The 26481-nt window shown below is 69.9% G+C and carries 20 protein-coding genes; 13 read left to right on the top strand and 7 right to left on the bottom strand.

The window, feature by feature from the left end:
- Positions 1-163 precede the first annotated feature (163 nt).
- From ACFVUT_RS35090 to eccE, 3 genes are all read right to left on the bottom strand, one after another.
- Positions 164-2839, bottom strand: a complete 2676-nt coding sequence (locus ACFVUT_RS35090; protein ID WP_389659832.1) for an SCO5717 family growth-regulating ATPase — start codon at positions 2837-2839, stop codon at positions 164-166.
- 316 nt (positions 2840-3155) lie between these two features.
- The gene (locus ACFVUT_RS35085) at positions 3156-3878 is read right to left on the bottom strand and encodes a hypothetical protein (protein WP_389659835.1); all 723 of its coding nucleotides are present in this window, start codon (positions 3876-3878) and stop codon (positions 3156-3158) included.
- Positions 3878-5209 (bottom strand): type VII secretion protein EccE, encoded by a 1332-nt coding sequence (eccE, locus tag ACFVUT_RS35080; RefSeq protein ID WP_389659838.1) that lies wholly within the window; start codon positions 5207-5209, stop codon positions 3878-3880. The genes ACFVUT_RS35085 and eccE overlap by 1 nt, the downstream gene beginning before the upstream one ends.
- Positions 5210-5437: 228 nt before the next feature.
- Here eccE and eccB point away from each other — a divergent pair, with 228 nt between their 5' ends.
- The 4 genes from eccB to ACFVUT_RS35060 all read left to right on the top strand — a co-directional run bounded on the left by eccB (position 5438) and on the right by ACFVUT_RS35060 (position 9243).
- Complete coding sequence (eccB, locus tag ACFVUT_RS35075) at positions 5438-6988, top strand: type VII secretion protein EccB (protein ID WP_389659841.1); 1551 nt, start codon at positions 5438-5440, stop codon at positions 6986-6988.
- Positions 6989-7035: 47 nt separating this feature from the next.
- Complete coding sequence (mycP, locus tag ACFVUT_RS35070) at positions 7036-8277, top strand: type VII secretion-associated serine protease mycosin (protein WP_389659843.1); 1242 nt, start codon at positions 7036-7038, stop codon at positions 8275-8277.
- Between the two features lie 260 nt (positions 8278-8537).
- Entirely contained in the window at positions 8538-8888 is a 351-nt protein-coding gene (locus ACFVUT_RS35065; protein WP_389659846.1) for a WXG100 family type VII secretion target, read from the top strand.
- 49 nt (positions 8889-8937) lie between these two features.
- Positions 8938-9243: a WXG100 family type VII secretion target gene (locus tag ACFVUT_RS35060; RefSeq protein WP_389659849.1), complete on the top strand. Its 306-nt coding sequence runs from the start codon at positions 8938-8940 to the stop codon at positions 9241-9243.
- A 76-nt stretch (positions 9244-9319) separates the two neighbouring features.
- On the opposite strand, the gene ACFVUT_RS35055 is transcribed toward ACFVUT_RS35060, so the two are convergent.
- Together ACFVUT_RS35055 and eccCa are read right to left on the bottom strand one after the other, a co-directional pair.
- Positions 9320-9553: a DUF397 domain-containing protein gene (locus ACFVUT_RS35055; protein ID WP_389659852.1), complete on the bottom strand. Its 234-nt coding sequence runs from the start codon at positions 9551-9553 to the stop codon at positions 9320-9322.
- A gap of 274 nt (positions 9554-9827) precedes the next feature.
- Positions 9828-13787, bottom strand: coding sequence for a type VII secretion protein EccCa (gene eccCa, locus ACFVUT_RS35050; protein ID WP_389659855.1), 3960 nt, complete (start codon positions 13785-13787; stop codon positions 9828-9830).
- Between the two features lie 197 nt (positions 13788-13984).
- Here eccCa and eccD point away from each other — a divergent pair, with 197 nt between their 5' ends.
- The 6 genes from eccD (at position 13985) to ACFVUT_RS35020 (ending at position 21343) form a co-directional block, all read left to right on the top strand.
- The gene (gene eccD / locus ACFVUT_RS35045) at positions 13985-15466 is read left to right on the top strand and encodes a type VII secretion integral membrane protein EccD (protein WP_389659857.1); all 1482 of its coding nucleotides are present in this window, start codon (positions 13985-13987) and stop codon (positions 15464-15466) included.
- Between the two features lie 390 nt (positions 15467-15856).
- Positions 15857-16147: a 30S ribosomal protein S15 gene (gene rpsO / locus ACFVUT_RS35040; protein WP_189546018.1), complete on the top strand. Its 291-nt coding sequence runs from the start codon at positions 15857-15859 to the stop codon at positions 16145-16147.
- A 333-nt stretch (positions 16148-16480) separates the two neighbouring features.
- Positions 16481-18694 carry a polyribonucleotide nucleotidyltransferase gene (locus ACFVUT_RS35035; protein WP_389659859.1) on the top strand — a complete coding sequence of 738 codons (2214 nt, stop codon included), beginning with the start codon at positions 16481-16483 and terminating at the stop codon, positions 18692-18694.
- Complete coding sequence (locus ACFVUT_RS35030) at positions 18691-20070, top strand: M16 family metallopeptidase (RefSeq protein WP_389659861.1); 1380 nt, start codon at positions 18691-18693, stop codon at positions 20068-20070. Before ACFVUT_RS35035 ends, ACFVUT_RS35030 begins: the two co-directional genes overlap by 4 nt.
- 22 nt (positions 20071-20092) lie before the next feature.
- A complete protein-coding gene (gene dapB / locus ACFVUT_RS35025; protein WP_389659864.1) occupies positions 20093-20845 on the top strand; it encodes a 4-hydroxy-tetrahydrodipicolinate reductase in 753 nt (250 codons plus the stop codon).
- Positions 20846-20857: 12 nt separating this feature from the next.
- Positions 20858-21343 carry a hypothetical protein gene (locus ACFVUT_RS35020; RefSeq protein ID WP_389659867.1) on the top strand — a complete coding sequence of 162 codons (486 nt, stop codon included), beginning with the start codon at positions 20858-20860 and terminating at the stop codon, positions 21341-21343.
- Between the two features lie 70 nt (positions 21344-21413).
- On the opposite strand, the gene ACFVUT_RS35015 is transcribed toward ACFVUT_RS35020, so the two are convergent.
- Entirely contained in the window at positions 21414-21965 is a 552-nt protein-coding gene (locus ACFVUT_RS35015; protein ID WP_389659870.1) for a hypothetical protein, read from the bottom strand.
- A 94-nt stretch (positions 21966-22059) separates the two neighbouring features.
- Complete coding sequence (locus ACFVUT_RS35010; protein ID WP_389659873.1) at positions 22060-22299, bottom strand: hypothetical protein; 240 nt, start codon at positions 22297-22299, stop codon at positions 22060-22062.
- Between the two features lie 185 nt (positions 22300-22484).
- On the opposite strand from ACFVUT_RS35010, the gene thyX reads away from it, so the two are divergent.
- From thyX to ACFVUT_RS34995, 3 genes are all read left to right on the top strand, one after another.
- Positions 22485-23222, top strand: a complete 738-nt coding sequence (gene thyX, locus ACFVUT_RS35005; RefSeq protein WP_389659876.1) for an FAD-dependent thymidylate synthase — start codon at positions 22485-22487, stop codon at positions 23220-23222.
- Positions 23223-23374: 152 nt separating this feature from the next.
- Complete coding sequence (gene dapA / locus ACFVUT_RS35000) at positions 23375-24274, top strand: 4-hydroxy-tetrahydrodipicolinate synthase (protein ID WP_389659879.1); 900 nt, start codon at positions 23375-23377, stop codon at positions 24272-24274.
- A 129-nt stretch (positions 24275-24403) separates the two neighbouring features.
- Positions 24404-26089, top strand: a complete 1686-nt coding sequence (locus ACFVUT_RS34995) for a ribonuclease J (protein ID WP_389659882.1) — start codon at positions 24404-24406, stop codon at positions 26087-26089.
- Positions 26090-26481 lie beyond the last annotated feature (392 nt).

Below are 26481 nucleotides of genomic sequence, written 5' to 3'. Positions count from 1 at the left end.
CGGCGGTTCGATCTCTGGTTCGCCAGCTGGTGAAGCGAAGGTTTATCAGCGCTGGTCGAGCCGCGTCAACGGTCACCGAAACGGCGTGTGGTCTGCGGGAATGCACAACGGGCCCGCACCGTGGAGACGGTGCGGGCCCTCATTGGTTCAGACCTCTGATGCCTTACTGCTGAGGCGCTGGCGGCGGCTGCTGCTGCCAACCGGCCGGCGGAACGGGTCCGTTCAGCTCGGGCGGTACCGGCTGGCCCGGCTGCTGCGGGTGGGGCGGTGGCGGCCCGGCCGGACTCGCCGGGGACTGGGCCTGCGAGGGCAGCGACTGCTGCCAGCCGTTCTGCTGCACACCCGGGCCGGAATACGGCGGATACGGCTGCGGGGGCTGCTGCCCGCCGTACGGGGGCTGTTGCTGCTGCGGATAGGGCTGCTGTGCGCCGTACTGCTGGTGGCCGGGCATCGGCGGGGCGGACTGCGGGGGCGGGTTGACGCCGCTCGACGTCCAGAGCCCCTGCTGCTGCTGGGCGCGCGCGAAGTCCTCGGCGACCATCGCCGAGAGGTTGAAGTACGCCTCGCGGGTCTTGGGACGCATCATGTCGAGGTCGACCTCCGCACCGGCCGACAGATGCTCGTCGAACGGTACGACGACGACGCCGCGGCAGCGCGTCTCGAAGTGCTGCACGATGTCATCGACCTTGATCATCTTGCCCGTCTCGCGGACACCCGAGATGACGGTGATGGAACGCTGCACCAGCTCCGCGTACCCGTGCGCCGACAGCCAGTCCAGCGTGGTCGACGCGCTGGACGCACCGTCGACCGACGGCGTCGAGATGATGATCAACTGGTCGGCGAGGTCCAGCACTCCACGCATCGCGCTGTAGAGCAGACCGGTGCCCGAGTCGGTCAGGATGATCGGGTACTGCTTGCCCAGTACGTCGATCGCGCGCCGGTAGTCCTCGTCGTTGAACGTCGTGGAGACCGCCGGGTCCACGTCGTTGGCGATGATCTCCAGGCCGGAGGGCGCCTGAGAGGTGAAACGGCGGATGTCCATGTACGAGTTGAGGTACGGGATCGCCTGGACCAGGTCGCGGATGGTGGCCCCGGTCTCCCGCCGCACCCGGCGCCCGAGCGTGCCCGCGTCCGGGTTGGCGTCGATGGCGAGGATCTTGTCCTGCCGCTCGGTGGCCAGGGTCGAGCCCAGGGCGGTGGTCGTCGTGGTCTTGCCGACGCCGCCCTTGAGGCTGATGACCGCGATCCGGTAGCAGGACAGCACGGGCGTACGGATCAGGTTGAGCTTGCGCAGCCGCTCGGCCTCCTCCTTCTTGCCGCCGAGCTTGAAACGGGCCGCGCTGGACGGCGTACGGCTGCTCTTCGCCTTCTGCTTGTTCCGGAGCAACCGGTCGGAGGAGAGCTCGACCGCCGCCGTGTAGCCGAGCGGGGCGCCGGGCACGGAACGCTCGCGCTGGTCGTGGGTGACCGGGGTCGGCCAGGCGGCCCCGGTGCGCGGGTCGACGGGCTGCCCCTGCGGCTGTTGCTGCTGAGGCTGCTGCAGGTGGGCAGGCTGCTGTACAGGCGGCTGCGGGGTGACCTGCGCCGGCAGATGAGGTGTGCCCTGGACCTGCTGTTGTGGCGCCTGGGGGAGCTGTGGCGGCAGGGGCGCGCTCTGCTGCGCGGGCCACTGGGGTGCTTGGGGTGCCTGGGGTGCCTGCGGTGCTTGGGGTGCCTGCGGTGCCTGGGGGAAGCCGTAACCGCCCTGCACCGGTGGCTGGTTCGCTTGGGGGAACCCGTAACCGCCCTGCGGTGCGGGGGGAGCGGTCTGCTGCGGGAATCCGTAACCGCTCTGCGGCGGCTGAGGTGCGGCGGCGTGCGGGAAGCCGTAACCGTCGGGCCCCGGATCGGCCGGAGCCGTGGGCTGGGGCCGGCTCTGAGCAGGCCACTGCGGCGCAGGCTGAGGCGCGGAGGGCTGCGGCGTGGCGGGCTGGAAGGCGGGGGGGAGCGGCGGCAGGCCGCCCTGCGGCAGGCCCGGTGTCCACGGGGCCGGCGCGGCGGGTGCGGGGGCGACCTGCGGTGCGTCGGCGGGCGGCGCGTCCTGCGGCGTCGCGTCCGTGACCGCCTCCGAGGGAACGGAGTTCTCCGGTCCGGCGGACGCGCCGTCAGCGACGACGCCCGGCGCCTCGGACGGCACCGCCACGTCAGGGGCGGAATCGGCGGCGACAGCGCCGTCGGGAACGTCGCCGGTGCCGCCCGCCCGAGCGGAACCGGAACCGAAGGCTTGACCCTCGCCGGCAGCCGTACCGTCGGCACCCGAGCCCGAGCCGTCCCCGCGCGCGCTCTGTGCGGCCTCCTCGCGCTCCGCGATCTCCCGCTTCAGCGTGGCCGGCGAGAAACGCATGGTCGCGCCGCTCTCCACATCGCCGCCCCCGAACGGATCCGTCATCCCGTCGGAGGTGAGCAGCGCGTCCGGAGAGGCGGGAGGCGTCGCGGCGTCCCCCGCAACGGGCTGCACAGGCACAGGCGCAGGCGCAGGCGCAGGCGCAGGATCCGGAGCCGGGGCGGGCGGCGCCGGTGCGGGCGGTGCCGGGGCGGGCGGTGCCGGAGCCCAGTTCGGGTCGAATCCGCCTGCGGCGGGAGGCGCGGGCACGGACAGCGGCACCCCTTGCGGAGGCGGAGGCGGTGCCAGGTGTGTTCCGGCACCGCTCGACGAGTCCCCCGGTGCGTTCTGCGTGTACCAGGCGGGCGGGGTGTAGTCGATGGTGAACTCACCCGTCATCTCGGCGGGATCCGCGTCGGACGACTCGTCGACGGGCTTGTTCCAGCCCCCGCGGATCTCGTCCCGATCGCCGTTCACTTTGCCTCCTGGTGTGGTCGAGCACCCTTGTGCCGTGGTGGGTGGGAGCGACCGTTTCCGTCTGCCTGACCGCCCGGCTCTTCCCCCGGGACACGCATCGCCTGCCCGCAGGTTCTTCTGCCGCGCCCGCACCCACCCTAATCGCCATGGGGCCCCCTACGGCAGGCCGTCGGGCACCGCAAGAGCTGTCCCGTACATCACGTACCGCCCCCGAGCGAACCGAGAACAGCACAACGCGAAGCGCGAACCGGTCAAACCTGAACAACACCGTACGGAACGCTGAACACTCCGTACGGGCCCGGTGAGCCCGTTCCCGTCAGTCCATCCGGCGCGCGCCGCCGAGCAGCCCGGTCTCGGCATCGGTCGCCTGGGTCATCACGAACTCCCGGTCGCGCTCCGAGCACCAGAGGGTGACCCCGTCCGACAGCGTGGACAACGCCTGTGTCTCGGCGGCCGGAAGATGCAGTACGCGGCCGATCTGCGCTGCCTCGTCGGGAGACACCCGCTGAAGGCCGACCAGCGTCGACTTCGCGATCAGCCTCGTTGCCACCGGACTCAGATACGGCAGCAACGTCACCACCGACTGCCACGGCCCGGACACCACACGCCCGCGCGGCGGCCGCATGCCGCAGTCCCGCACCACGACCACCGGCGAACCCGCCGAGGGCCCCTGCGGCGGCACCCGTCCCACATCGTGCAGCGTGATGCACGGCTGACCGCCGCCCGCCGCGTGAGCGAGTCCCGTCCACGCATGGGCCCGCCCGGTCTCCACAACGATCCGCGCACCGGTCGCGGCCGCCCGCAGCGCGAGCACCTGGGCCGTCCACAGTCCGCCGATCAGCGTCACGTCGTACGGAGTCGGGCGGTTGATCCCGAGCACGGCGGGACGGCCGTGCGCGTCCACACCGATGACCATGCCGTCGTCCCCGACCGGCAGGGCCAGCGACGCCAACTGGTCGAGTGTGACCGACTGCCGCTCGCGGCGCGGGCCGATCAGTCCGAAGCCGAGCCGGGCGCGTGCGCGTGTGGGTGCGGACATCAGCGGGTACCCCCGAGCGGCAGCGTGGCGAGCACACCGGGCAACTGCTCGCGGTCGAGCCGCACCAAAGAGGTCTTGACCCCGCGTGCGGTGCGCTCCAACTCGTGCCGCGCGCCCACCAGTTCCTCGTCGCTGCGCCCGGTGATCCGGATGTGTCCCGTGATCGAGACAGCCTGCCGCTCGCCGTGGCCCAGCGTGAGACTGAAGGTCGTGGCGAGCGTCGGCATCGAGGTGAGGAGGGCGACGAGCTGCGGCATCGCCGCCCCGCCGCTCCCGAACTGCGGCCAGCGCGCCACCCAGTACGTGGTGTGCCAGCGGTCGTCGCAGCGCCAGGTCCGCGAGGTCTCCCCGGTGCGGCGCACCGGCGTCCCGCTCCGGCCGGCCTGGGCCATGGCCGACGCGCTGGCGCACACCGAGGTCGCGATCGCGGACGTCAACTCCTGCTCGGTCAGCACCGTCGCGCGGAAACCGGCCCCGGTCAGCCTGCTGGACAGCTGGTCGGCCGCGCGCACCACGCACTTCTGCGCGCCCGTGAGACCACCGCCGCGCGCCTGCACGGCCTCCGGGCAGAGTTCCGGATCCAGCTTCAGCGCGATCCAGGTGATCCGGAGCGCGGGCGAACCCGTCTGGGCCTGCAGCGGTGCGTAGTTGCGTGCGGCGACGGACTGGTGGGGCAGATGCGGGGCGGGCGCGGGCTGGGTGTGCTGCACGATCTGCGCCGACTCCAGCCGGATGCCGTCGACGTCCAGCACGTCCCGTACGAGCTCCAGGGGCAGTGGCCGCGCGGAGCGGTCCGGCCTGAGCGCCGAGGCGTCCGACTCCACCTGGAGGACGGCCGTGACGAACGTACCGTCACCGATCATGCCGACCGGCCGCCGGTCGCGGTCGCTGAAGGAGTACGTACGCAATGCCGGATCGCACTCGACGACGGGCGCGATGCCCGGCTCGGTCCCCGCCGGCAGCTCCAGCGAACCGGCCCTGCGGGAACGCGCGCGCAGCGAGAGGACGGTCCCCAGCCACTCCGGCAGCGAACGGCGGTGCCGGCGGACGACGGCCAGCAGTATCAGGAGCACGGCGATCACGACGGCGGGGGCCAGCAGCAGGGGTTCGACGACCCAGGCCACGAGCAGCAGCGCGGCCGCGATCTGCACCAGGACGAGCTGTTGCAATCGGAACGAACCGAGCTGTCCCGGGCGTGCGGCCGGCCGCGCGGGGGCGGGCCCTCGGACACCGCGCGAAGAGCCGCGGGAGGCCGGTGGGCCAGCGGCCGGGGGAGCCGATGGGACCGTTGTGTTCCCGACTGGACGCGTCCGTGTCGCGGAAGCCGTCATTCCGGCATTCCCCCCGTTCATCGGTCCCCAACTCCACCCGTATTCCGCTTGTCCCGTACGGGGCTTCGGCGGCTGGATCACCCTACCCGCCCCACCGCCGCCGACGGTCAGCAGGCATAGTAGGGGGCCGGTCCGGCACCCTGGTCCGGCAGCGCGGGCCCGGTGACGGGGACCGGCGATGCGACCGCCCCCGGTGCCGCGCGGGGAGACACGGGAGAATAGCGACTCATGGCATCACGGCGGGATGAGCTCAACGCCTACACCTTCGCGAAGAAACGCATGGTGGCGGCATTCCTCCAACCCTCGCCCGCCGGCTCCGAGGAGGGCGCTCCGCGCCCCCTGCGAGCGGTCCTGCCGAGCGTGGTCGTCGGGGCGCTGATCCTCGCGGGCTTCGGGGCCCTGGGCATGTTCAAACCCACCGCGCCCAAGGACTGGGATCAGCCCGGCGCCAAGGTGATCGTCGGCAAGAAGTCCACCACCCGCTACGTCGTGCTCACCACCGGCAAGGGCAAGCAGAAGAAGACCCTGCTGCACCCCGTGCTCAACCTGGCCTCCGCCAGGCTGCTCCTCAACCCGCAGAACTACGACGTCATCCAGGTCGCCGACGAGGTCCTGGACGCGGGCGAACCGCCGCGCGGACCGATCCTGGGCATTCCGTACGCCCCCGACCGGCTGCCCGAGGCGAAGGACGCCGGGACGGCCAAACGGTGGGCCGTCTGCATACAGCCCGGCGGCAAGGGCAACACCGTGCAGAAGGCCGCCTTCGTCTTCGGCGAACGCGACAACAAACTGACCGAGGGGAAGAACCGGCTCAGCGGCGGACAGGTGCTCTACGTGCGGGGCCAGGACGGCTCCCGCTATCTCGTCGACGCGGGCGGCACCAAGTACCGCATCAACGAGACCGCCGCCGACAACGGACATCTGACCAACGCCCTGGTCGGCAGCAGGCAGCCGCAGTCCGTCACCGACGACTGGCTGGCCACGCTGCACGACGGCAGCCCGGTCGTCTTCCCGCGGATCCCCGGAACCGTCGGGGCACCGGCCCACGTCGAAGGACAGCTCTCCGCCGAGGAGAACAGGGTCGGCATGGTCCTCAGGACCGAGACCGGCGAAGGCACCAGTCACTACATCGTGCTCGACGGAAAGGTCCAGCCCGTATCCGAGTTCACCGCCTGGCTGCTGATCAACTCACCGCAGACGGCCGGTCTGAACCTGGACAGCGAGGCACGCGCCGTCGGTCTTCAGGACTTCGTCCCCGACACCACGACCTTCGCCGGCCAGGCCGCGCACTGGCCGGCCGGCAAGACCGGCCAGGTGAACTCCGCCGAGGGCGGCAGCGGCAGCCGGGACACCATCTGCAGCGTGCTGCGCAAGGTCGACGAATCGGGCCACGAGACCCTGAGCACCTGGGCGGGCACCGCGTATCCCGCCGCCATCAGCGCCGGCGGTACCAGCACCTATGTGACCCCCGGCAGCGGCCTGCTCTACACCCAGGTCCAAGGCCGGCAGACCCGTCCCGACGGATCGCTCTTCCTGGTGACCGACACCGGACTGCGCTACGCGGTCCAGGCGAACGGCGACAGCGACGCCCAGCGCTCCGACATCGGCACCGGTGACGAGGAGAAGCAGTCGGACGGCCGCCCCCAACCCAGCCAGGCGCAGAGCAGGCTCGGCTACGAGAAGGTGACGCCCGCTCTCGTACCCATCGCCTGGTCGGAGTTCCTGTCCAAGGGCCCCCGGCTCGACACCAACGGCGCCCGCCAGCCCCAGGGTTCATGACGTTCCGGGGAACTGCGCGCATCGCGGGATCCGGCGGAGAGGAACAGATGTCGTACCGCAGGACGGCCCGGACGGCGGCGACAGCCGTGACGCTGGCCGCGCTGGCGGCGCCCTGCGCGGCGTACGCCGCCGATGGCGTCCCGGGCCCCGGAGGCGTGGGCACGGAAGTGGGCATAGACGGCAGCGGTGAGTGCACCTTCCCGATGAAGGAGCAGTACGAGGGCCGGCCCTGGTCGCTGCAGCGGGTCCTGCTGGACGAACTGTGGCAGGACACCAAGGGCAAAGGCGTCCGCGTCGCGGTCATCGACACCGGCGTGGACGACGTCAACCCGCAGCTCAAGACGGCCGTCGACACCTCGGCGGGCGCCGACTTCCTCAAGGGCGGCAAGAGCGACGGGACCGTCGACGAGGTCGGCCACGGCACCAAGGTCGCCGGGATCATCGCCGCCCGCCCCCGCAAGGGCACCGGATTCGTCGGACTGGCCCCCGAGGCCACGATCATCCCGATCCGCCAGAACGACGAGAAGAACAGCGGCAAGGACACCACGATGGCCACCGCCATCGACCACGCGATCGCCCGGGGCGCCGACGTCATCAACATCTCCCAGGACACCACGAAACCCCTGGCGGAGACGTCCGCGCTGGGCAGGGCGGTGGCCAGGGCCCTCGCCAAGGACATCGTCGTGGTCGCCTCCGCGGGCAACGACGGCATGGACGGCAAGCTGAAGCGCACCTACCCCGCGGCCTTCGACGGCGTCCTCGCCGTCGCCTCGTCCGACCGCAACAACGAGCGCGCCGCCTTCTCCCAGGCCGGTGAGTTCGTCGGTGTGGCCGCACCGGGCGTCGACATCGTCTCCACCGTCCCGGGCAACGGCCAGTGCACCGACAACGGCACCAGCTTCTCCGCACCGTACGTCGCCGGGGTCGCCGCCCTGATGCGCGCCAAGTACCCCAAGTGGACGGCGGCCCAGATCGTCGCCCGGATCGAGCAGACCGCCGAACGCTCCGTCACCGGGCACGACGCCTTCGTCGGCTGGGGCGTCGTCGACCCGGTCCGGGCCCTGTCCGGCGACGACACCCCGCAGAACGCACCGCACCCCGACCAGGCACCGCCCGCGGCACCGGCTCCCGAGCCCGCGCACCTCTCGCTGTCGGAGACCTCGCAGGAACGCAGCGAGCGGTACGCCACCTACGCGCTGGCCGTGGCGGCCGTACTGGTCAGTGTGATCGCCGGAACGGCGACGGTCGTCCGCGACATACGACGACGACGCCGCCGTGCGCCGCGATGACACCACCCGGCGCGTGCGGCGAGCCTCTCCCACGAAGGCAGTTGGGGAGAGCTGCCGAAGTGACTAGGGTGGTAGCGGACTTCACGTGTGTGACGGGGGAACGAGAAGTGGCCGAGTCCGATTTCGGAGCGCGGGAATGCCGACGACGCGCTCCTTGGTCCCGCGCTTTCCCCACTCCTTTGCCGGAGCACACGGGGGACAGGAAGAGACCTGGCCGCACCACGCGGACAGGCCCGGGAACTGAGAGATAGGACCTCCGGATGACCAATCCCGCAGGCGGCTTCGGACTTGCCGATGATCCGATCGTCCAGGCGAAGAACAAGATCATTGAGACGGCCCAAGCGGTGTCCCGTCAGTCCAGGGAACTGGCCGACATCCTCGCCACGGTCAGCGCCGGATGGACGGGTGTCGGTGCCTCCGGATTCACGTCCGCGCAGATACTGATCAACGAGGACCACGACGAGATCCGCCGGCTTCTCGACGTCCTGCTCAACGCCGTGGCCAGCACGAAGAACCTCAGCAACGCCAACGACGAGGAGGTCCGTGCGGCCTTCAACGCGGTCAAGGAGTCGGCGTCGTCGGGCAACACCTCCGGGCTCAACGGCGTCTGAGCCGCGCCGCACCCCCTTCCGCACACGCTGAGCACCGAGGAGAAGACACATGGGGCAGGACCCGAACACCAAGGTCAATTACCACAGCGTCCAGGAGATGGCGAACCGTATCCGTACGGTGTCGCGGAACATCTGCCAGGACCTGGAGGAGATGGACGCCGCTCTCAAGGTCGTCACCGACACCTGGGACGGTGAGGCCCACGGCGAGTACGTGAGCCTGCAGAAGAAGTACAAGGGCAAGGCGGACCACATGAAGAACCGCCTGGAGCAGGTCGCGAAGATCGTCGAGTCCGGCAAGGACAGCTACCGCGCCACGGACCACAAGGCGTCCCGCGCGTTCACCGAGGCGTTCTGACCGCCCGCACCCGCACCCGCACCGGAAGAGGGGCACGCTCGTCGGAGCGTGCCCCTCCTCCTCTTCGCCGCACCGGCTACTTCAGGTCGAACTCGCCGTCCCGCGCGCCCAGTACGAAGGCCCGCCACTCGGCGTCGGTGTACCGCAGCACGGTGTCGGGGTCCAGCGAGGACCGCATCGCCACGGCGCCACCCGGCAGATGCGCGATCTCGACACGCTCCTCGGCCTCCTCCGTGCCGGGCGCACTCAGCCACTCGACCCCCGAGATGTCGAGTGCGTACAGCTCGTCCTTCTCCGCTTGCGTGCCCATCAGATGCCTTTCCTCTCCTGCGGCGGAACGTGTTCGTCGCCCGCGAGCAGACTATCCCCGCCACCGCACCACCACAGGCGGGAATGGACAGCTTCCGCACCGCGGTGATAGCCGCGCGTCGTGCCACAGGTCATGGGGCCGACCCACGGTCTCCAGCCGTCATGAGACGTCCGGGCACACTGCTGCTCGACGGCGGTGGCGCGCTCCGCCGCCGGCGGCGCAGGCACCCGAGTCGGTGACCACGGGCTCGCCCGGCGCACCGGCCCCCGTCCGCTCAGCTCTGCTCCGGCAGCCGCCCGATCTGCACCAGGGGATTCCCCCGGCGCCGGGAGGCGAAGTAGCCGCGCCCCGGCGGCATCGCGTGTCCGCGCACCGAACCGATCAGATCGCCCTCGGACGGGTCGCCGGACAGCACCACACCCTGCGCCCCCAGCTCCTTGATGCGCTGCATGAACGCCTCGTACATCGACCGTGAGGCCCCCGCCGAGTTGCGCGCGATGATGAAGCGGACCCCGGTGTCCCGGGCGAACGGCAGATACTCCGCCAGCGGCGCCAGCGGGTTGCCCGCGTTCGTCGCCACCAGGTCGTAGTCGTCGACGATGATGAAGATCTGCGGACCGGTCCACCAACTGCGGTCGCGCAACTGCTGCGGCGTGACATCCGTCGGCGGCTGCCGTCGCGCGAACACCCCCGCCAGCGCCTCCATGTGCATCTGCATCGAGCTCGCCATCGGCGCGTACTCCAGCAGATGACTTTCCGGAAGCGCACCCAGCAGCCCCCGCCGGTAGTCGCCGACGACGAGCTTCGCCTCGTCGGCGGAGTAGCGCTCCGCGATCTGCTGGGCGATCAGCCGCAGCAGGTTGGTCTTCCCCGACTCGCTCTCGCCGAAGACCAGGAAGAACGGATCGGTCTCGAAGTCGACGAACACCGGCTCCAGTTCGGTCTCGTCGATGCCGATCGCGATACCCCGCTGCGGGAACTCGAAGCCCTTCGGCAGGTGATCGGCCGGCAGCTTGCGCGGCAGCAGCCGTACGGCCGGTGCCACGGAACCCGCCCAGTTCGCCTTCGCCGTCTTGACGAACGCTGCCGTGCCGTCGGAGAGATCCGCGGCGCTGCTGGTGGAGTCGATGCGCGGCAACGCCCCCATGAAGTGCAGCTTCTGCGGCACCTGGCCCCGGCCCGGGACACCCGCGGGCACATTGGCCGCGACCTTCCGGTCGAACTCGGAGTCCATGACATCGCCGAGCCGCAGCTCCAGCCGCCCGAGGATCTGGTCCTTCAGCGCCGCCCGCACCTCCATGTAGCGGGCGGCCGTGATGACGACATGGATGCCGTAGCCGAGCCCGCGCGCGGCGATGTCGGTGACGACCTGCTCCAGCATCTCGTACTCGGACCGGAAGCCGCCCCAGCCGTCCACCACCAGGAAGACGTCGCCCCACGCCTCGCCGGGCAGTTCACCCCGGGCGCGCCTGCGACGGTAGGTGGCGATGGAGTCGATGGCGTGGGCGCGGAAGAACTCCTCACGCCGGTTCAGCACGCCGGCGACCTCGGCGACCGTACGCCGCACCCGCTCCGGGTCCAGCCGGGAGGCCATCCCGCCGACATGCGGCAGCTCCGCCAGCGAGACCAGACCGCCACCGCCGAAGTCCAGCCCGTAGAACTGCACTTCGTGCGGGGTGTGGGTGAGAGCGAACGACGAGATGAGCGTCCGCGCCAGCGTCGACTTCCCGGACTGCGGCCCGCCGACGACCATCATGTGGCCGGCCGCCCCCGAGAAGTCCAGGTACAGCACCTCGCGCCGCTGCTCGAAAGGCTTGTCGATCAGCCCGAGCGGCACCGTCAGCCCGCCCTGACGGGTGTACTCCGTCGCCGTGAACCCGCGATCGGCGGTCGGCGCGAGCCCCGGCAGCAGTTGGTCCAGCGTCGGCGCACGGTCCAGCGGCGGCAGCCACACCTGATGGGCCGGCACCCCCTGCCCCTCCAGCCGGCGCACGATCACATCGAGCACCGTGTCGGCGAGCGCGTCGTCCTCCGCGACCGCCCGGGCGGCCACCAGATGCGCCGGATCGGGCGCCGCGTACACCACCGGCACCGGAAGCGCGCTGAACACCGCGGCGCGCCGCTCGATCGGCAGCGCCCCCACCGACAGATCGGGACCACCCGTGCGGTACGTCCCCGACACGTACGCCGCCTTGAACCGCGTCATCTCGTCCGTACCGAACTTCAGATAGCCGGAACCGGGCACCGACGGCAGGTGGTACGCGTCGGGCACACCCAGCGCCGTACGCGATTCGGCGGCGGAGAAGGTGCGCAGACCGATCCGGTACGAGAGATAGGTGTCGAGCCCGCGCAGCTTGCCCTCCTCCAGACGCTGCGAGGCCAGCAGCAGGTGCACACCCAGCGAACGCCCGATCCGGCCGATCTGGATGAACATGTCGATGAAGTCGGGCTTGGCGGTGAGAAGTTCGGAGAACTCGTCGATGACCAGGACGAGCGAGGCCAGCGGCTCCAGCGCCGCACCCGCCGCCCGCGCCTTCTCGTAGTCGTGGATGTTGGCGTAGTTGCCCGCCGACCGCAGCAGCTCCTGCCGCCGCTGCAGCTCACCGCGGATCGCGTCCCCCATGCGGTCGACCAGCGTCAGATCGTCCGCGAGGTTGGTGATCACGGCCGCCACATGCGGCATCTGCGACATCCCCGCGAACGTCGCGCCCCCCTTGAAGTCCGCGAGGACGAAGTTCAGCGTCTCCGAGGAGTGCGTGACCGCGAGTCCCAGCACCAGCGTCCGCAGCAGCTCCGACTTGCCCGAACCCGTGGCGCCCACACACAGGCCGTGCGGGCCCATGCCGTCCTGCGCGGCCTCCTTCAGGTCCAGCATCACCGGCCGGCCGTCCTCGCCGAGCCCGATCGGCACCCGCAGGCGCTCGGAGACCGACCGGGGCCGCCAGGTCCGTGCCACATCCACCGAACCCGCGTCGCCCAGATTCAGCAGATCCGTGAAGTCCAGGTTGGCCAGCAGCGGTTCGTCGTCGTCGCCCCCGCCCATCCGGAGCGGCGCCAGCTGCCGGGCCAGCGCCTCGGCCGCAGGCAGCGACATCCCGTCCGGCGCACCCTCGTACGCCAGCCCCGCACCGGACTCCAGGCGCAGCAGCCCCGGCCGCACCACCACGGAAAGACCGCCGCGCGGCTCGTCGAGCTCGCCCGGCACCACCTCGACGATCGTCACACCCTGCAAACCCTCGGCAGCCGCGAACAGCGAGTCCGGCGGCACCATCCCGCCGTCCAGCACGACCACGATGTGCGGCTGGTCCAGCACCGGCTGACTCTCCCGGCCGAACCGCGGACGCCCGTCGAGCCGGTTCGCCAGCAGCTGCTCCAGCTCACCCAGGTCATCACTGAACAGTCGCTTCGTACCCACCCCGTCGACCTGTCCCGGCACCTGCAGATGAGGAAGCCACTTCGTCCAGTCCCAGCGCGGCAGCGCACCCCGCGCCGCCACGACGGCGACCATCAGATCCTCGGGGGAGTGCAGCGTCACCAACTGCGCGACCAGCGCCCGCGCCGCCGACTGCGCGGCCTCCGGCTGACCGGAGACCGTCACGTGGTAGAACGCCCGCATCGACACGGCCATCGGCAGTCCGTCCAACGACCCGTGCACCGCGAGGAACCGCTGCATCGCACCCGCGCACATCGGTTCCAGCTCATCCACCGGAGCGGTGTCGGGTGCGATCAGAGGGGTGGCCAGCTGCTGCGCCCCGAGGCCGATCCGCACCTGTCCGAAGTCGTTGTCACCGACCCGTCGTTCCCACACCCGACCGCCCTCGGCGACCACTGTCCACAACTGCTCGGGAGCAGGCTGCAGATACAGCTGGGCGTCCCGCTGCCGACGTGCGGTCCGGCGCACCGTACGACGCGTCTGCGCCAGATATTTGAGGTAGTCGCGCCGGACATCTGCCATTTGCCCCTGCGTACCGCGCCGATAGCGGACCAGCTGGGCCGCCACCATTCCGACGGTCGAGACCAGCATCAGCACGCCCATGATCCGCATGAACGGAGGGGCCTGGGGCGAGAAGAAGAAGACCACCGACGAAGCCATGCCGAGCACCGGCAGGATCTGCATCAGCATGCCCTCCTGCTGCCCGCGGGGCAGCTCGGGAGGGGACTCCAACGTCAATTCGTCAACGGGGACTTCCGGCGGCAGTGCTCGCGGAGGTCGCTTCACGACGATCTGGCTCACCGAAACATCAATCCCTCGGTACGGATGGGCGGATGGCCGGCCGAATGTGCACCGAAGCCCCCGTGGCTGCCTTTGCGTGCGGACGGTCCCTCCGCGCGGTCGCGATCCTACTTGCAGATGACCTGCCCCCCTCCCGGTAGGGTGGCGCGCGCACCGTGCGCAACCGCGAATCAGCGCGAATCAGGGGGACCAGACACGTGAGTTCGACTGCAGCGACGGGCTTCTGCCGCGTCACCGTCGTGGCGCCCGACAGCCGGATCGATGTGGCTCTGCCGGAGGACATTGCCGTCGCCGACGTCTACCCGGAGATCCTCCGCCTCACCGGCCAGACCCAGGCGGCCGGAGCTCCCACCGGATACCACCTCGTACGCCGCGACGGCACGGTCCTCGACGGCGCGCGCACCCTGGCCGCCCAGCAGGTCCTCGACGGTGAACTCCTCAGCCTGCGCCCCTTCGCCCAGTCACTGCCGCCCGCCGTCTTCGACGACGTCTCGGACGCCGTCGCCTCCGCCGTCACCCGCGACCGCCATCTGTGGAGCGACGAACTGCTGCGCGGCGCGGGCCTGGTCGGCGGCGTACTGCTGCTCATCCTGATGGGCTTCGTGCTCTGGTTCGCCGACCCGGTACGGCACGACATGCACAGCCTGCCCGGCATCGTCGCCGGCTCCGCCGGACTCCTGCTGACCGCGTTCGCGGGGGTACGGGCCCGGGTCTACGCGGACCGGGCCACCGCCGTCGCCCTCGGCCTCGGCGCACTGCCCCTCGTACTCATCGCGGGCTCCGGCATCATCGGCCCGGACGCCGGCCAGGGCCCCGGACGGCTCCAGTTCCTGCTCGGCTGCGTCGCCGTGCTGGTCGCCTCGGTCGCGCTGGTCGCCCTCACCCCGAGCGGCGACGCCCCGTTCGTCGCGGCGACGTTCCTCGCCACCGTCGGCACCCTGGCGACCTTCGTCGCGATCCTCACCGAGGCATCCGCCACCGAGACCGCCGCGGTCTGCGCACCGGCCGCCCTCGGCCTCGTCGCCTTCCTGCCCGGCCTCTCCGCCCGCTTCGCCCGGCTGCCCATCGGCTACGCCTCGCCGCACACCGCCCCCTCCGGATACGACGACAACTTCGCCGACCCGAACGCGGAGCCCCGCGCCCAGGGCACGCACGTCGACGCCGACCGCATCGCGGCCCAGGCCCGCCGCGGCCACGAGCTGCTGCTCGGCCTCGTCGGGGGCTGCGCGGCGGTCGTCGTGGGCTGCGCGGCCGTCCTCGGGTTCTCGGACAACATCTGGGGCCAGTTCCTGGCGCTGGCCACCGGACTCGCGATGCTGCTGCGCGCCCGTCTCTTCCGCTACACCTCGCAGGTCGCCTGCGTACTGGTGGCGGGCATCGGTGCGGTGGCCCTGCTGGTCCTCGGCCTCTCCCTGAACCCGCCGACGGACCTGCTGTTCGATCTGGTCCGGTACGGCGACCGCAGCTCCCTGGACATCCGTACGATCTGGCTCTCCGCGGCCGTCGCCGCCGGGGCCGCCCTGCTCACCGCGATCGGCCTGGTCATCCCCCGCAAGGGCCTCTCCCCGTTCTGGGGCCGCCTCCTCGACCTGACCGAGAGCACCGTCCTCCTCTCCCTGGTTCCGCTCTGCCTGGCCGTACTGGACGTCTTCGCCAGGGCCAGGGCCCTCACCAGCTGACGGCCGCCGCATCGTCACCAACTGACGGCCGCCGCATCGGCCGACAGTGCACGCACCGGCAGGACAAGGGCGGCCACGACGGCAGGACAGGGACGGCCGCGACGGCAGGACAGGCTGTGCGTGCCCGCCGGGACGGCCGACCCGGCCCGGCCGGGAGCCGCCCGGCGACCGGGGACGAGGCGCCCGGAGCGTGTCCCGGCCGCCGTCGCCCGCCCCGTGCGGCCCGCCCCACAGGGACTGGTACGCTGTGTGACGGCCGTTTGTGTACGCGCTCCCGGATCATCCTGAGAGCTGCGCTCATCGGACCCTCGCCTCCGAGTAACGGAAGACCCCCTGAGATCAAGACCAGGGGCGCTCGTGGGCGCATCGAACACCACAGAGGAGTACCGCGTGTCGCTCGACGCCGCTACGAAGAAGCAGATCATGGCCGAGTTCGCCACCAAGGAGGGTGACACCGGTTCCCCCGAGGTCCAGGTGGCCATGCTCTCCCGCCGCATCTCGGACCTGACGGAGCACCTCAAGACGCACAAGCACGACCACCACTCCCGTCGTGGTCTGCTGATCCTGGTCGGCCAGCGCCGGCGCCTTCTGCAGTACCTGGCCAAGAAGGACATCCAGCGCTTCCGCGCCCTGGTCGACCGCCTCGGCATCCGCCGCGGTGCGGCCGGCGGCGCCAAGTAACACGCCGTGAAGGGAGCGGTTCCCCCGTCTGAGGGGACCGCTCCCTTTGCTGTACGTACGATCGTTCGTACGTATGTATGTGCGGGGTGCGACGGGTCCGCCCGCACGGCCGGAATGCCAAGCTGAGCCGAATCTCAGTAATCTGGTCGTAGAACACCCCACAGACGAGCGAGAAGAAGACTCCCCGCCGCCGGTCCTCGGTAGTGGCCCCCGGACTCATCGACCCGGGTGCTTCGATCGAAGACCGGCCCGCCGATGGAGAGCTTCTCCGCAACCGTCCCCCGCCACACGGGCGTGGGGGCGAGAAGACGATATGTATCGGAGAAAACGCTAGTGGAGAACGAGACCCACTACGCCGAGGCCGTTATCGACAACGGAACCTTCGGCACCCGCACCATCCGCTTCGAGACGGGCCGTCTGGCCAAGCAGGCCGCCGGATCCGCCGTCGCGTACCTCGACGACGACACCATGGTGCTGTCCGCCACCACGGCCTCCAAGAAGCCCAAGGACCAGCTCGACTTCTTCCCCCTGACGGTGGACGTCGAGGAGCGGCAGTACGCCGCGGGCAAGATCCCCGGCTCCTTCTTCCGCCGGGAGGGCCGCCCCTCCGAGGACGCGATCCTCACCTGCCGCCTGATCGACCGCCCGCTGCGCCCCTCCTTCAAGAAGGGCCTGCGCAACGAGATCCAGATCGTCGAGACGATCATGGCGCTCAACCCCGACCACCTGTACGACGTGGTCGCGATCAACGCCGCCTCCTGCTCCACGCAGCTGGCCGGCCTGCCCTTCTCCGGCCCGGTCGGCGGCACCCGTGTCGCCCTGATCAAGGGCCAGTGGGTCGCCTTCCCGACGCACACCGAGCTTGAGGACGCCGTCTTCGACATGGTCGTCGCCGGTCGTGTCCTGGAGGACGGCGACGTCGCGATCATGATGGTCGAGGCCGAGGCCACCGACCGGACCATCCAGCTCGTCAAGGACGGCGCCGAGGCCCCGACCGAAGAGGTCGTCGCCGCCGGTCTCGAAGCCGCGAAGCCCTTCATCAAGGCGCTCTGCAAGGCCCAGTCGGACCTCGCCGCCAAGGCCGCCAAGCCCACCGGCGACTTCCCGGTCTTCCTGGACTTCCAGGACGACGTCCTGGAGGCCCTCTCCGCCGCCGTCACCTCCGAGCTGGCCCAGGCGCTCACCATCGCGGGCAAGCAGGACCGCGAGGCCGAGCTGGACCGCGTCAAGGAGATCGCAGCCGAGAAGCTCCTCCCGGCCTTCGAGGGCCGCGAGAAGGAGATCTCCGCCGCATACCGTGCGCTGACCAAGAAGCTGGTCCGCGAGCGCGTCATCAAGGACAAGGTCCGCATCGACGGCCGCGGCGTCACGGACATCCGTACGCTCGCCGCCGAGGTCGAGGCCATCCCGCGGGTGCACGGCTCGGCGCTGTTCGAGCGCGGCGAGACCCAGATCCTGGGCGTCACCACCCTCAACATGCTCCGCATGGAGCAGCAGCTGGACACCCTCTCCCCGGTGACCCGCAAGCGCTACATGCACAACTACAACTTCCCGCCGTACTCCGTCGGTGAGACCGGCCGCGTGGGCTCGCCCAAGCGCCGCGAGATCGGCCACGGCGCGCTCGCCGAGCGCGCCATCGTGCCGGTGCTGCCGTCGCGCGAGGAGTTCCCCTACGCGATCCGCCAGGTCTCCGAGGCGCTGGGCTCCAACGGCTCGACGTCCATGGGCTCGGTCTGCGCCTCCACCATGTCGCTGCTGAACGCCGGTGTGCCGCTCAAGGCCGCGGTCGCCGGTATCGCCATGGGCCTGATCTCCCAGGAGATCGACGGCAAGACCCACTACGTCGCCCTCACCGACATCCTCGGTGCGGAGGACGCCTTCGGCGACATGGACTTCAAGGTCGCCGGTACGAAGCAGTTCGTCACCGCGCTCCAGCTCGACACCAAGCTCGACGGCATCCCCGCCTCGGTCCTGGCCGCCGCGCTGAAGCAGGCCCGCGACGCCCGCCTCCACATCCTCGACGTGATGAACGAGGCCATCGACGTCCCGGACGAGATGTCCCCGAACGCCCCGCGGATCATCACCGTCAAGATCCCGGTGGACAAGATCGGTGAGGTCATCGGCCCCAAGGGCAAGATGATCAACCAGATCCAGGAGGACACCGGCGCCGACATCACGATCGAGGACGACGGCACCATCTACATCGGTGCCGCCGACGGACCGGCCGCCGAGGCCGCCCGCGCCACGATCAACTCGATCGCCAACCCGACCATGCCGGAGGTCGGCGAGCGCTACCTGGGTACGGTCGTCAAGACCACCACCTTCGGCGCGTTCGTGTCCCTCATGCCGGGCAAGGACGGCCTGCTGCACATCTCGCAGATCCGCAAGCTCGCCGGTGGCAAGCGTGTGGAGAACGTCGAGGACGTGCTCGGCGTCGGTGCCAAGGTCCAGGTCGAGATCGCCGAGATCGACTCCCGCGGCAAGCTCTCCCTGGTCCCCGTCATCGAGGGCGAAGAGGACGAGAAGAAGGACGACGCCGCCAAGTGACGTCCCGTAGTTCCGTGACGACGGCCCGCGCCTCCTCGAAGGCGCGGGCCGTCGCCCGTACCCAAACGCTTCTCAAGGGCACCAACGGCACCGGCACGGTCCGCCGCACCGTCCTTCCCGGCGGTCTCCGGGTCGTCACCGAGACGCTGCCCTCCGTCCGCTCCGCCACCTTCGGGATCTGGGTCAACGTCGGATCACGCGACGAGACCCCCACCCTGAACGGCGCGACGCACTACCTCGAACACCTCCTCTTCAAGGGCACGGCCAAGCGCAGCGCCCTCGACATCTCCGCCGCCCTCGACGCGGTCGGCGGCGAGATGAACGCCTTCACGGCGAAGGAGTACACCTGCTACTACGCGCGGGTCCTCGACACCGACCTGCCGCTGGCCATCGACGTCGTCTGCGACATGCTGACCGGCTCCCTGATCACCGCCGAGGACGTCGACGCCGAGCGCGGCGTCATCCTCGAAGAGATCGCGATGACCGAGGACGACCCCGGCGACTGCGTGCACGACCTGTTCGCGCACACGATGCTCGGCGACACCCCGCTCGGCCGCCCGGTCCTCGGCACCGTCGACACCATCAACGCGCTCGACCGCGGCCGGATCGCCCGCTTCTACAAGAAGCACTACGACCCCACGCACCTGGTCGTCGCCGCCGCCGGCAACATCGACCACGCCACGGTCGTACGCCAGGTCCGCAGGGCCTTCGAGCGCGCGGGCGCCCTGTCCCGCACCGACGCCGTGCCGGTCGCCCCGCGCACGGGCTCCCGCACCCTGCGCACCGCGGGGCGCGTCGAGCTGCTGAACCGCAGGACCGAGCAGGCCCACGTGGTCCTCGGCATGCCCGGCCTGGCCCGCACCGACGACCGCCGCTGGGCGCTCGGGGTCCTCAGCACCGCCCTCGGCGGCGGCATGAGCTCGCGCCTCTTCCAGGAGGTACGGGAGAAGCGGGGCCTCGCCTACAGCGTCTACTCGTACACCTCGGGCTTCGCCGACTGCGGGCTCTTCGGCGTGTACGCGGGCTGCCGGCCCAGCCAGGTCCATGACGTCCTCAAGATCTGCCGGGACGAGATCGACCGGGTGGCGTCCGAAGGACTGAGCGACGAGGAGATCGGGCGCGCCATAGGGCAGCTGTCCGGCTCCACGGTCCTCGGTCTGGAGGACACCGGCGCGCTGATGAACCGCATCGGCAAGAGCGAACTGTGCTGGGGCGATCAGATGTCGGTCGACGACATGCTGGCCCGGATGGCACAGGTCACCCCCGACGACGTCCGCGCGGTGGCGAGCGAGATCCTCGGACATCGCCCCTCGCTCTCCGTCATCGGCCCGCTCAAGGACAAGCAGGCCGACCGCCTCGACGAAGCGGTCTCCTAACTCCTCGTAAGGAAGCAGAGCAATGAGCAAGCTGCGCGTGGCCGTTCTCGGTGCAAAGGGCCGGATCGGAGCCGAGGCGGTACGAGCCGTCGAGGCCGCCGACGACATGGAGCTGGTCGCCGCACTGGGACGCGGTGACAAGCTGGAGACCCTCGCGGAATCCGGCGCCCAGGTCGTCGTCGAACTCACCACCCCCGCATCGGTGATGGGCAACCTGGACTTCTGTGTCCGGCACGGCATCCACGCCGTCGTGGGCACGACGGGCTGGACCGACGAACGGCTCGCGCAGCTGAACACCTGGCTCACCGGCTCTCCGGAGACCGGTGTGCTCATCGCGCCGAACTTCTCCATCGGCGCCGTCCTCACGATGAAGTTCGCGGAACAGGCCGCCCGCTACTTCGAATCCGTCGAGGTCGTCGAGCTGCACCACCCCAACAAGGCCGACGCCCCCTCGGGCACCGCCACCCGCACCGCCCAGCTGATCGCAGAGGCCCGCAGGAAGGCCGGCTGCGCCCCGCAGCCGGACGCCACTGTCACGGCCCTGGACGGCGCCCGCGGCGCGGACGTCGACGGAGTCCCGGTCCACGCGATCCGGCTCCGCGGCCTCCTCGCCCACCAGGAAGTGCTGCTCGGCGGCGAGGGCGAGACCCTCACCATCCGCCATGACTCCCTGCACCACAGCAGCTTCATGCCGGGCATCCTGCTCGGCACGCGCCGCGTGGTGACCACTCCCGGTCTCACGTTCGGCCTGGAACACTTCCTCGACCTGAACTGACTGAGTCCCGCCATGCGCGCAAAGATCACTTACTTCGTCACCGCTGCCGTCCTCGTCTTCTACTTCGCCCTGGTCGGCAGCCGCGGCATCCTGCTCATCCGGCACGGCACACTGCTGACGGTCACCTTCGGGGTCGCGGTGCTGATCCTGCCGGTGATCGGGGTCTGGTTCCTCTGGAAGAACACCCAGTTCGTGGCGCGGGCCAACGCGCTGGCCGCGGAACTGGACGCGGAGGGCGGCCTGCCGGTCGACGAACTGGTGCGCACCACGTCGGGCCGCATCGACCGCGCGTCAGCCGACGCCGTCTTCGCACGGCGCCGCGAGGAGACCGAGGACGCCCCGGACGACTGGCGCTGCTGGTTCCGCCTGGCGGTCGCCTACCAGGACGCCAGGGACACCCCGCGTGCCCGGAAGGCCATGCAGCACGCCATCGCCCTGCACACGAAGACCGTCCCGGGACGGGCCACGCCGGCCGGATCAAGCCCGACCGGCGACTGAGGACCGTCCCTCGGTTCCTCCGGAGCCCGAGGCCACCGTGGTTGCCGGACGGTCCCGGCAACCACGGGCTTCAGTCCCGCCGGTACTCGTCCGCCCAGGCCTCGATCGTGTCGGCCGCACGGTCGAACGCCTCGGGCCGCGCCAGGAAGTCCGCGTTGTTGTCGGTGAGCAGGGGCTCGACCGGCCCGCCGCCCCGGCGTACGACGAGCAGGGCCTGTCCCTGCACCGTGCGCGGAAACCCGAGCCACCTCACCGGCTGCTGCACCGTACGGACGGCCACGACCCGGTTCCACGGCACGGTCGTCGTCGTGAAGAAGCCGACCCGGCGCAGACCGTGCCGGCTCACCCAGGCCCCGACGCGCAGCAGTCTCAGGGCACAGCCGATGACGACGACGGCGAGCCCCAGACACGCGGCGGCACCCTGCACCGCCCCGGCGAACGCGATGACCATCCCTGCGAGCATGATGAACGACGCGAGCAGCAGCAGTGAGGCCGCAGCCGCGACCCGCCAAGGTCCCGGGCGGTACGGACGTCGCCAGCTGTCGTGGTCGTCGAACGACGGCGCGATGTCCTCAGCGCCCGCGTCAAACGCGCGGTCGGCCGTCAGGAAGGGCAGGGGCACGACTGATCCTCACTCACAAGCACGCTCGATTGCTGTGCCCGGTGAGGCTACCGAGGAGGCCGGTGACCGGACCACCCCAGGGGGGCCGTAGGAGTCAGTGCCGGTGAGCGGCCTCGGTCTGCTGGGTGTGCGCAGGACCCTGGGCGGGGCTCAGGGCGGGCATGCCGAGGACCAGGGCCCCTGCGAGACCGGCGACGACCGTCAGCCCGACCAGCCAACGCCCGGCCAGCTGGGAGACGCTGGTGCGCTCCCGCGGGGGCGGGGCGACGTTACTGCGGAATCGGTCGGCCTCGGCTATGAACGAGAACGGGACGGATTCACGCCGGCGGAACATGAGGAAGCTCTCCTTGAACTCTGTTACGGATGCTGCTACTGAGTCAGACGCGCGACAGCCTCGTTCGGTGCCCGAAACGCCGAATTCGTCGAAGAAATCCCCGCACGACCCTTCCCGCCCTCGTTGTCAGTGGCGGCCCGTAGAGTGGGCGCCGCCCGAGCGACGCAATTGGAAGGACCCCGCCGGTGACCGAGACCCCCGAGCCCGCAAAGCCCAGCTTCCGCAGTGATGTCACCGTTGACCTGGTGAAACACGCCGCGGGCGACTCCGACGTCCTGTTCGCGGCCCGTGTCTCCACGGCCGGTGAGCAGTCCCTGGAGGAGGTCACCAAGGACCCTGAGCGCTCCAAGGGGCTCATCAACTTCCTGATGCGCGACCGGCACGGCAGCCCGTTCGAGCACAACTCGATGACCTTCTTCATCAGCGCCCCGATCTTCGTGTTCCGCGAGTTCATGCGCCACCGGGTCGGCTGGTCCTACAACGAGGAGTCGGGCCGCTACCGGGAGCTGCAGCCGGTCTTCTACGTTCCCGGGGAGTCCCGCAAGCTCGTCCAGCAGGGCCGCCCCGGCAAGTACGAATTCGTCGAGGGCACCCTGGCCCAGCAGGAGCTCACCGGTCGCATCATGGAGGACTCCTACCGCCAGGCGTACGAGGCGTACCAGGAGATGCTCGCCGCAGGAGTGGCCCGCGAGGTCGCCCGCGCGGTCCTCCCCGTCGGCCTGTTCTCTTCCATGTATGCCACATGCAACGCCCGCTCGCTGATGCACTTCCTCGGCCTGCGCACCCAGCACGAGCTGGCGAAGGTGCCGTCCTTCCCGCAGCGCGAAATCGAAATGGTCGGCCAGCAGATGGAGGAGCACTGGGCCCGGCTCATGCCGCTCACCCACGCAGCCTTCAACAAGAACGGACGCGTAGCTCCGTAAGCGGTGTCCGTATTGCGGCGTTTCATGAAGTTCATCTAGGCTGATCAAACGGACCCGGCACTGCTTGAACCCCCGAGCAGGCAGTGCCGGGCTCCTACTGCGTGTCCCCCCGAGGGGGCATTGGGCGCTGAGCAACGAGTAGCGTGTTACCCATGGCTCCGATCTCCACTCCGCAGACCCCCTTCGGGCGGGTCCTCACCGCTATGGTCACGCCCTTCACGGCGGACGGCGCACTCGACCTCGACGGTGCGCAGCGGCTCGCCGCCCATCTGGTGGACGCAGGCAATGACGGCCTGGTCGTCAACGGCACCACCGGTGAGTCTCCGACCACCAGCGACGCGGAGAAAGAGCAGCTCGTACGGGCCGTACTGGAAGCAGTGGGGGACAGGGCCCACGTCGTCGCCGGCATCGGCACCAACGACACCCGCCACAGCGTCGAGCTGGCCCGCACGGCCGAGCGCTCCGGCGCCCACGGCCTCCTCGCGGTGACGCCCTACTACAACAAGCCGCCGCAGGAGGGCCTCCTCCGGCACTTCACGGCCGTCGCCGACGCCACCGGTCTACCGGTGATGCTCTACGACATTCCCGGCCGCAGCGGTGTGCCGATCGACACAGAGACGCTGGTCCGGCTGGCCGAGCACCCGCGCATCGTCGCCAACAAGGACGCCAAGGGCGACCTCGGCCGCGCCAGCTGGGCCATCGCCCGGTCGGGCCTCGCCTGGTACTCCGGCGACGACATGCTGAACCTGCCGCTCCTCTCGGTCGGTGCCATCGGGTTCGTCTCCGTCGTCGGCCATGTCGTCACCCCCGACCTGCGTGCCCTCATCGACGCGTACCTCGGCGGCGACGTCCAGAAGGCCACGGAGATCCACCAGAAGCTCCTGCCGGTCTTCACCGGCATGTTCCGTACCCAGGGTGTGATCACCACCAAGGCCGCGCTGGCCCTCCAGGGCCTCCCCGCGGGCCCGCTGCGCCTCCCTCTGGTGGAACTCACCGCACAGGAAACGGCGCAGCTCAAGATCGATCTCGCCGCCGGTGGGGTAGAGCTGTAGTCACAGACTTCACAACTGAATAAGCGAAGAACATTCGCAACAGCGAGAACACAGACAACAGCAAGTGCACGAATGACATGCGCGCCACGTGCCCAAGCGGTACGTGGCGCGCGTGGTAAGGAGAGTCTTTTGAGCCATCCGCATCCCGAACTCGGCACACCGCCGAAGCTCCCGAAGGGTGCCCTCCGGGTCACCCCGCTGGGCGGCCTCGGTGAGATCGGCCGCAACATGACGGTCTTCGAGTACGGCGGCCGCCTGCTCGTCGTCGACTGCGGCGTTCTCTTCCCGGAGGAGGAACAGCCGGGGATCGATCTGATCCTGCCGGACTTCACGACGATCCGGGACCGTCTCGACGACATCGAGGGCATCGTCCTCACGCACGGGCACGAGGACCACATCGGTGGTGTCCCGTACCTGCTGCGACTGAAGCCGGACATCCCTCTCATCGGCTCCAAGCTGACCCTCGCGCTGATCGAGGCGAAGCTCCAGGAGCACCGCATCCGTCCGTACACCCTCGAAGTCGCCGAGGGTCAGCGCGAGCGCATCGGGGTCTTCGACTGCGAGTTCGTCGCGGTCAACCACTCCATTCCGGACGCTCTCGCGGTCGCCATCCGCACACCCGCGGGCATGGCTGTCGCGACCGGTGACTTCAAGATGGACCAGCTTCCGCTGGACGGCCGGCTCACCGACCTGCACGCGTTCGCCCGGCTGAGCGAGGAGGGCATCGACCTTCTCCTCGCCGACTCGACGAACGCGGAGGTTCCCGGCTTCGTACCGCCCGAGCGGGACATCTCCAACGTCCTGCGCACGGTTTTCGCCAATGCCCCGAAGCGCATCATCGTGGCGAGCTTCGCCAGCCACGTCCACCGCATCCAGCAGATCCTCGACGCGGCGCACGAGTACGGCCGCCGGGTCGCCTTCGTCGGGCGTTCGATGGTGCGCAACATGGGCATCGCCCGTGATCTCGGTTATCTGAAGATCCCCGCGGGCCTGGTGGTCGACGTCAAGACCCTCGACGACCTGCCGGACGACGAGGTCGTGCTGGTCTGCACGGGATCCCAGGGCGAGCCGATGGCCGCACTGTCCCGCATGGCCAACCGCGACCACCAGATCCGCATCGTCCAGGGCGACACCGTGATCCTGGCGTCGTCCCTGATCCCGGGCAACGAGAACGCGGTCTACCGCGTGATCAACGGCCTGACCCGATGGGGCGCCAACGTCGTCCACAAGGGCAACGCCAAGGTCCATGTCTCGGGCCACGCCTCGGCCGGCGAACTGCTGTACTTCTACAACATCTGCAGGCCGAAGAACCTGATGCCGGTTCACGGCGAATGGCGCCACCTCAGGGCCAATGCCGAACTGGGCGCCCTCACGGGTGTACCCAAGGACCACATCGTCATTGCCGAAGACGGCGTCGTCGTCGACCTCATCGACGGCAGGGCCAAGATCGTCGGCAAGGTCCAGGCGGGTTACGTCTACGTCGACGGCCTCTCCGTCGGCGATGTCACCGAGACCTCCCTGAAGGACCGCCGCATCCTCGGTGAGGAGGGCATCATCTCCGTGTTCATCGTGGTCGACAGTTCCTCCGGCAAGATCACCGGCGGCCCGGACATCCACGCCCGGGGCTCCGGCATCGACGACTCGGCATTCCACGCCGTCGTGCCGAAGATCGAGGAAGCGATCAACAGGTCCGCCCAGGACGGCGTGCTGGAGCCTCACCAGCTCCAGCAATTGGTCCGTCGCACGGTGGGCAAGTGGGTCTCCGACACCTACCGCCGGCGCCCGATGATCCTTCCTGTCGTCGTCGAGGTCTGACCCCGACAGGCACGAACTCCGGAGCGGGGCCCCCGATTTGCATCGGGGAGCCCCGCTCCAGTACGTTTACGGCTCCGCCTGACAGGGAAGCGCCGCGCACACTCATGCGCGGAGGGGACGCTGTAGGGGTGGAAAATTCCGACTCAAAACTTCTGTTAAAGTCGGATCCGCCGAAAGGCAAAGGCCCTTCCAACGGCCACCGGAATTCGAATCCCCACCCGGAAACGGGGACGGAAAAGGGTCTGGTAAGGTTGGAGCCGCCGGAAAGGGAAACGCGAAAGCGGAGAACCGGAAGGTGGAAATTGCGAGGCCCGCTTCGACCGGGAATCGGACGCGAAAGAGTCTGATAGAGTCGGAAACGCAAGACCGAAGGGAAAAGCCCGGAGGAAAGC

It is taken from the genome of Streptomyces sp. NPDC058051, assembly GCF_042885475.1.
Classification (GTDB): Bacteria; Actinomycetota; Actinomycetes; order Streptomycetales; family Streptomycetaceae; genus Streptomyces.
The sequence above is the reverse complement of the archived record's forward strand: the minus strand, read 5'-3'. Positions and strand labels throughout refer to the sequence as shown.

Excerpts from the sequence above, each read along its gene's own strand:
- eccB (WP_389659841.1), top strand. The coding sequence starts at position 5,438 with ATGGCATCACGGCGGGATGAGCTCAACGCCTACACCTTCGCGAAGAAA.
- ACFVUT_RS35020 (WP_389659867.1), top strand. The coding sequence starts at position 20,858 with ATGCGCGCAAAGATCACTTACTTCGTCACCGCTGCCGTCCTCGTCTTC.
- ACFVUT_RS35085 (WP_389659835.1), bottom strand. The coding sequence starts at position 3,878 with ATGTCCGCACCCACACGCGCACGCGCCCGGCTCGGCTTCGGACTGATC.
- ACFVUT_RS35065 (WP_389659846.1), top strand. The coding sequence starts at position 8,538 with ATGACCAATCCCGCAGGCGGCTTCGGACTTGCCGATGATCCGATCGTC.
- ACFVUT_RS35010 (WP_389659873.1), bottom strand. The coding sequence starts at position 22,299 with ATGTTCCGCCGGCGTGAATCCGTCCCGTTCTCGTTCATAGCCGAGGCC.
- dapA (WP_389659879.1), top strand. The coding sequence starts at position 23,375 with ATGGCTCCGATCTCCACTCCGCAGACCCCCTTCGGGCGGGTCCTCACC.
- eccE (WP_389659838.1), bottom strand. The coding sequence starts at position 5,209 with ATGACGGCTTCCGCGACACGGACGCGTCCAGTCGGGAACACAACGGTC.
- ACFVUT_RS35060 (WP_389659849.1), top strand. The coding sequence starts at position 8,938 with ATGGGGCAGGACCCGAACACCAAGGTCAATTACCACAGCGTCCAGGAG.
- dapB (WP_389659864.1), top strand. The coding sequence starts at position 20,093 with ATGAGCAAGCTGCGCGTGGCCGTTCTCGGTGCAAAGGGCCGGATCGGA.
- mycP (WP_389659843.1), top strand. The coding sequence starts at position 7,036 with ATGTCGTACCGCAGGACGGCCCGGACGGCGGCGACAGCCGTGACGCTG.
- ACFVUT_RS35055 (WP_389659852.1), bottom strand. The coding sequence starts at position 9,553 with ATGGGCACGCAAGCGGAGAAGGACGAGCTGTACGCACTCGACATCTCG.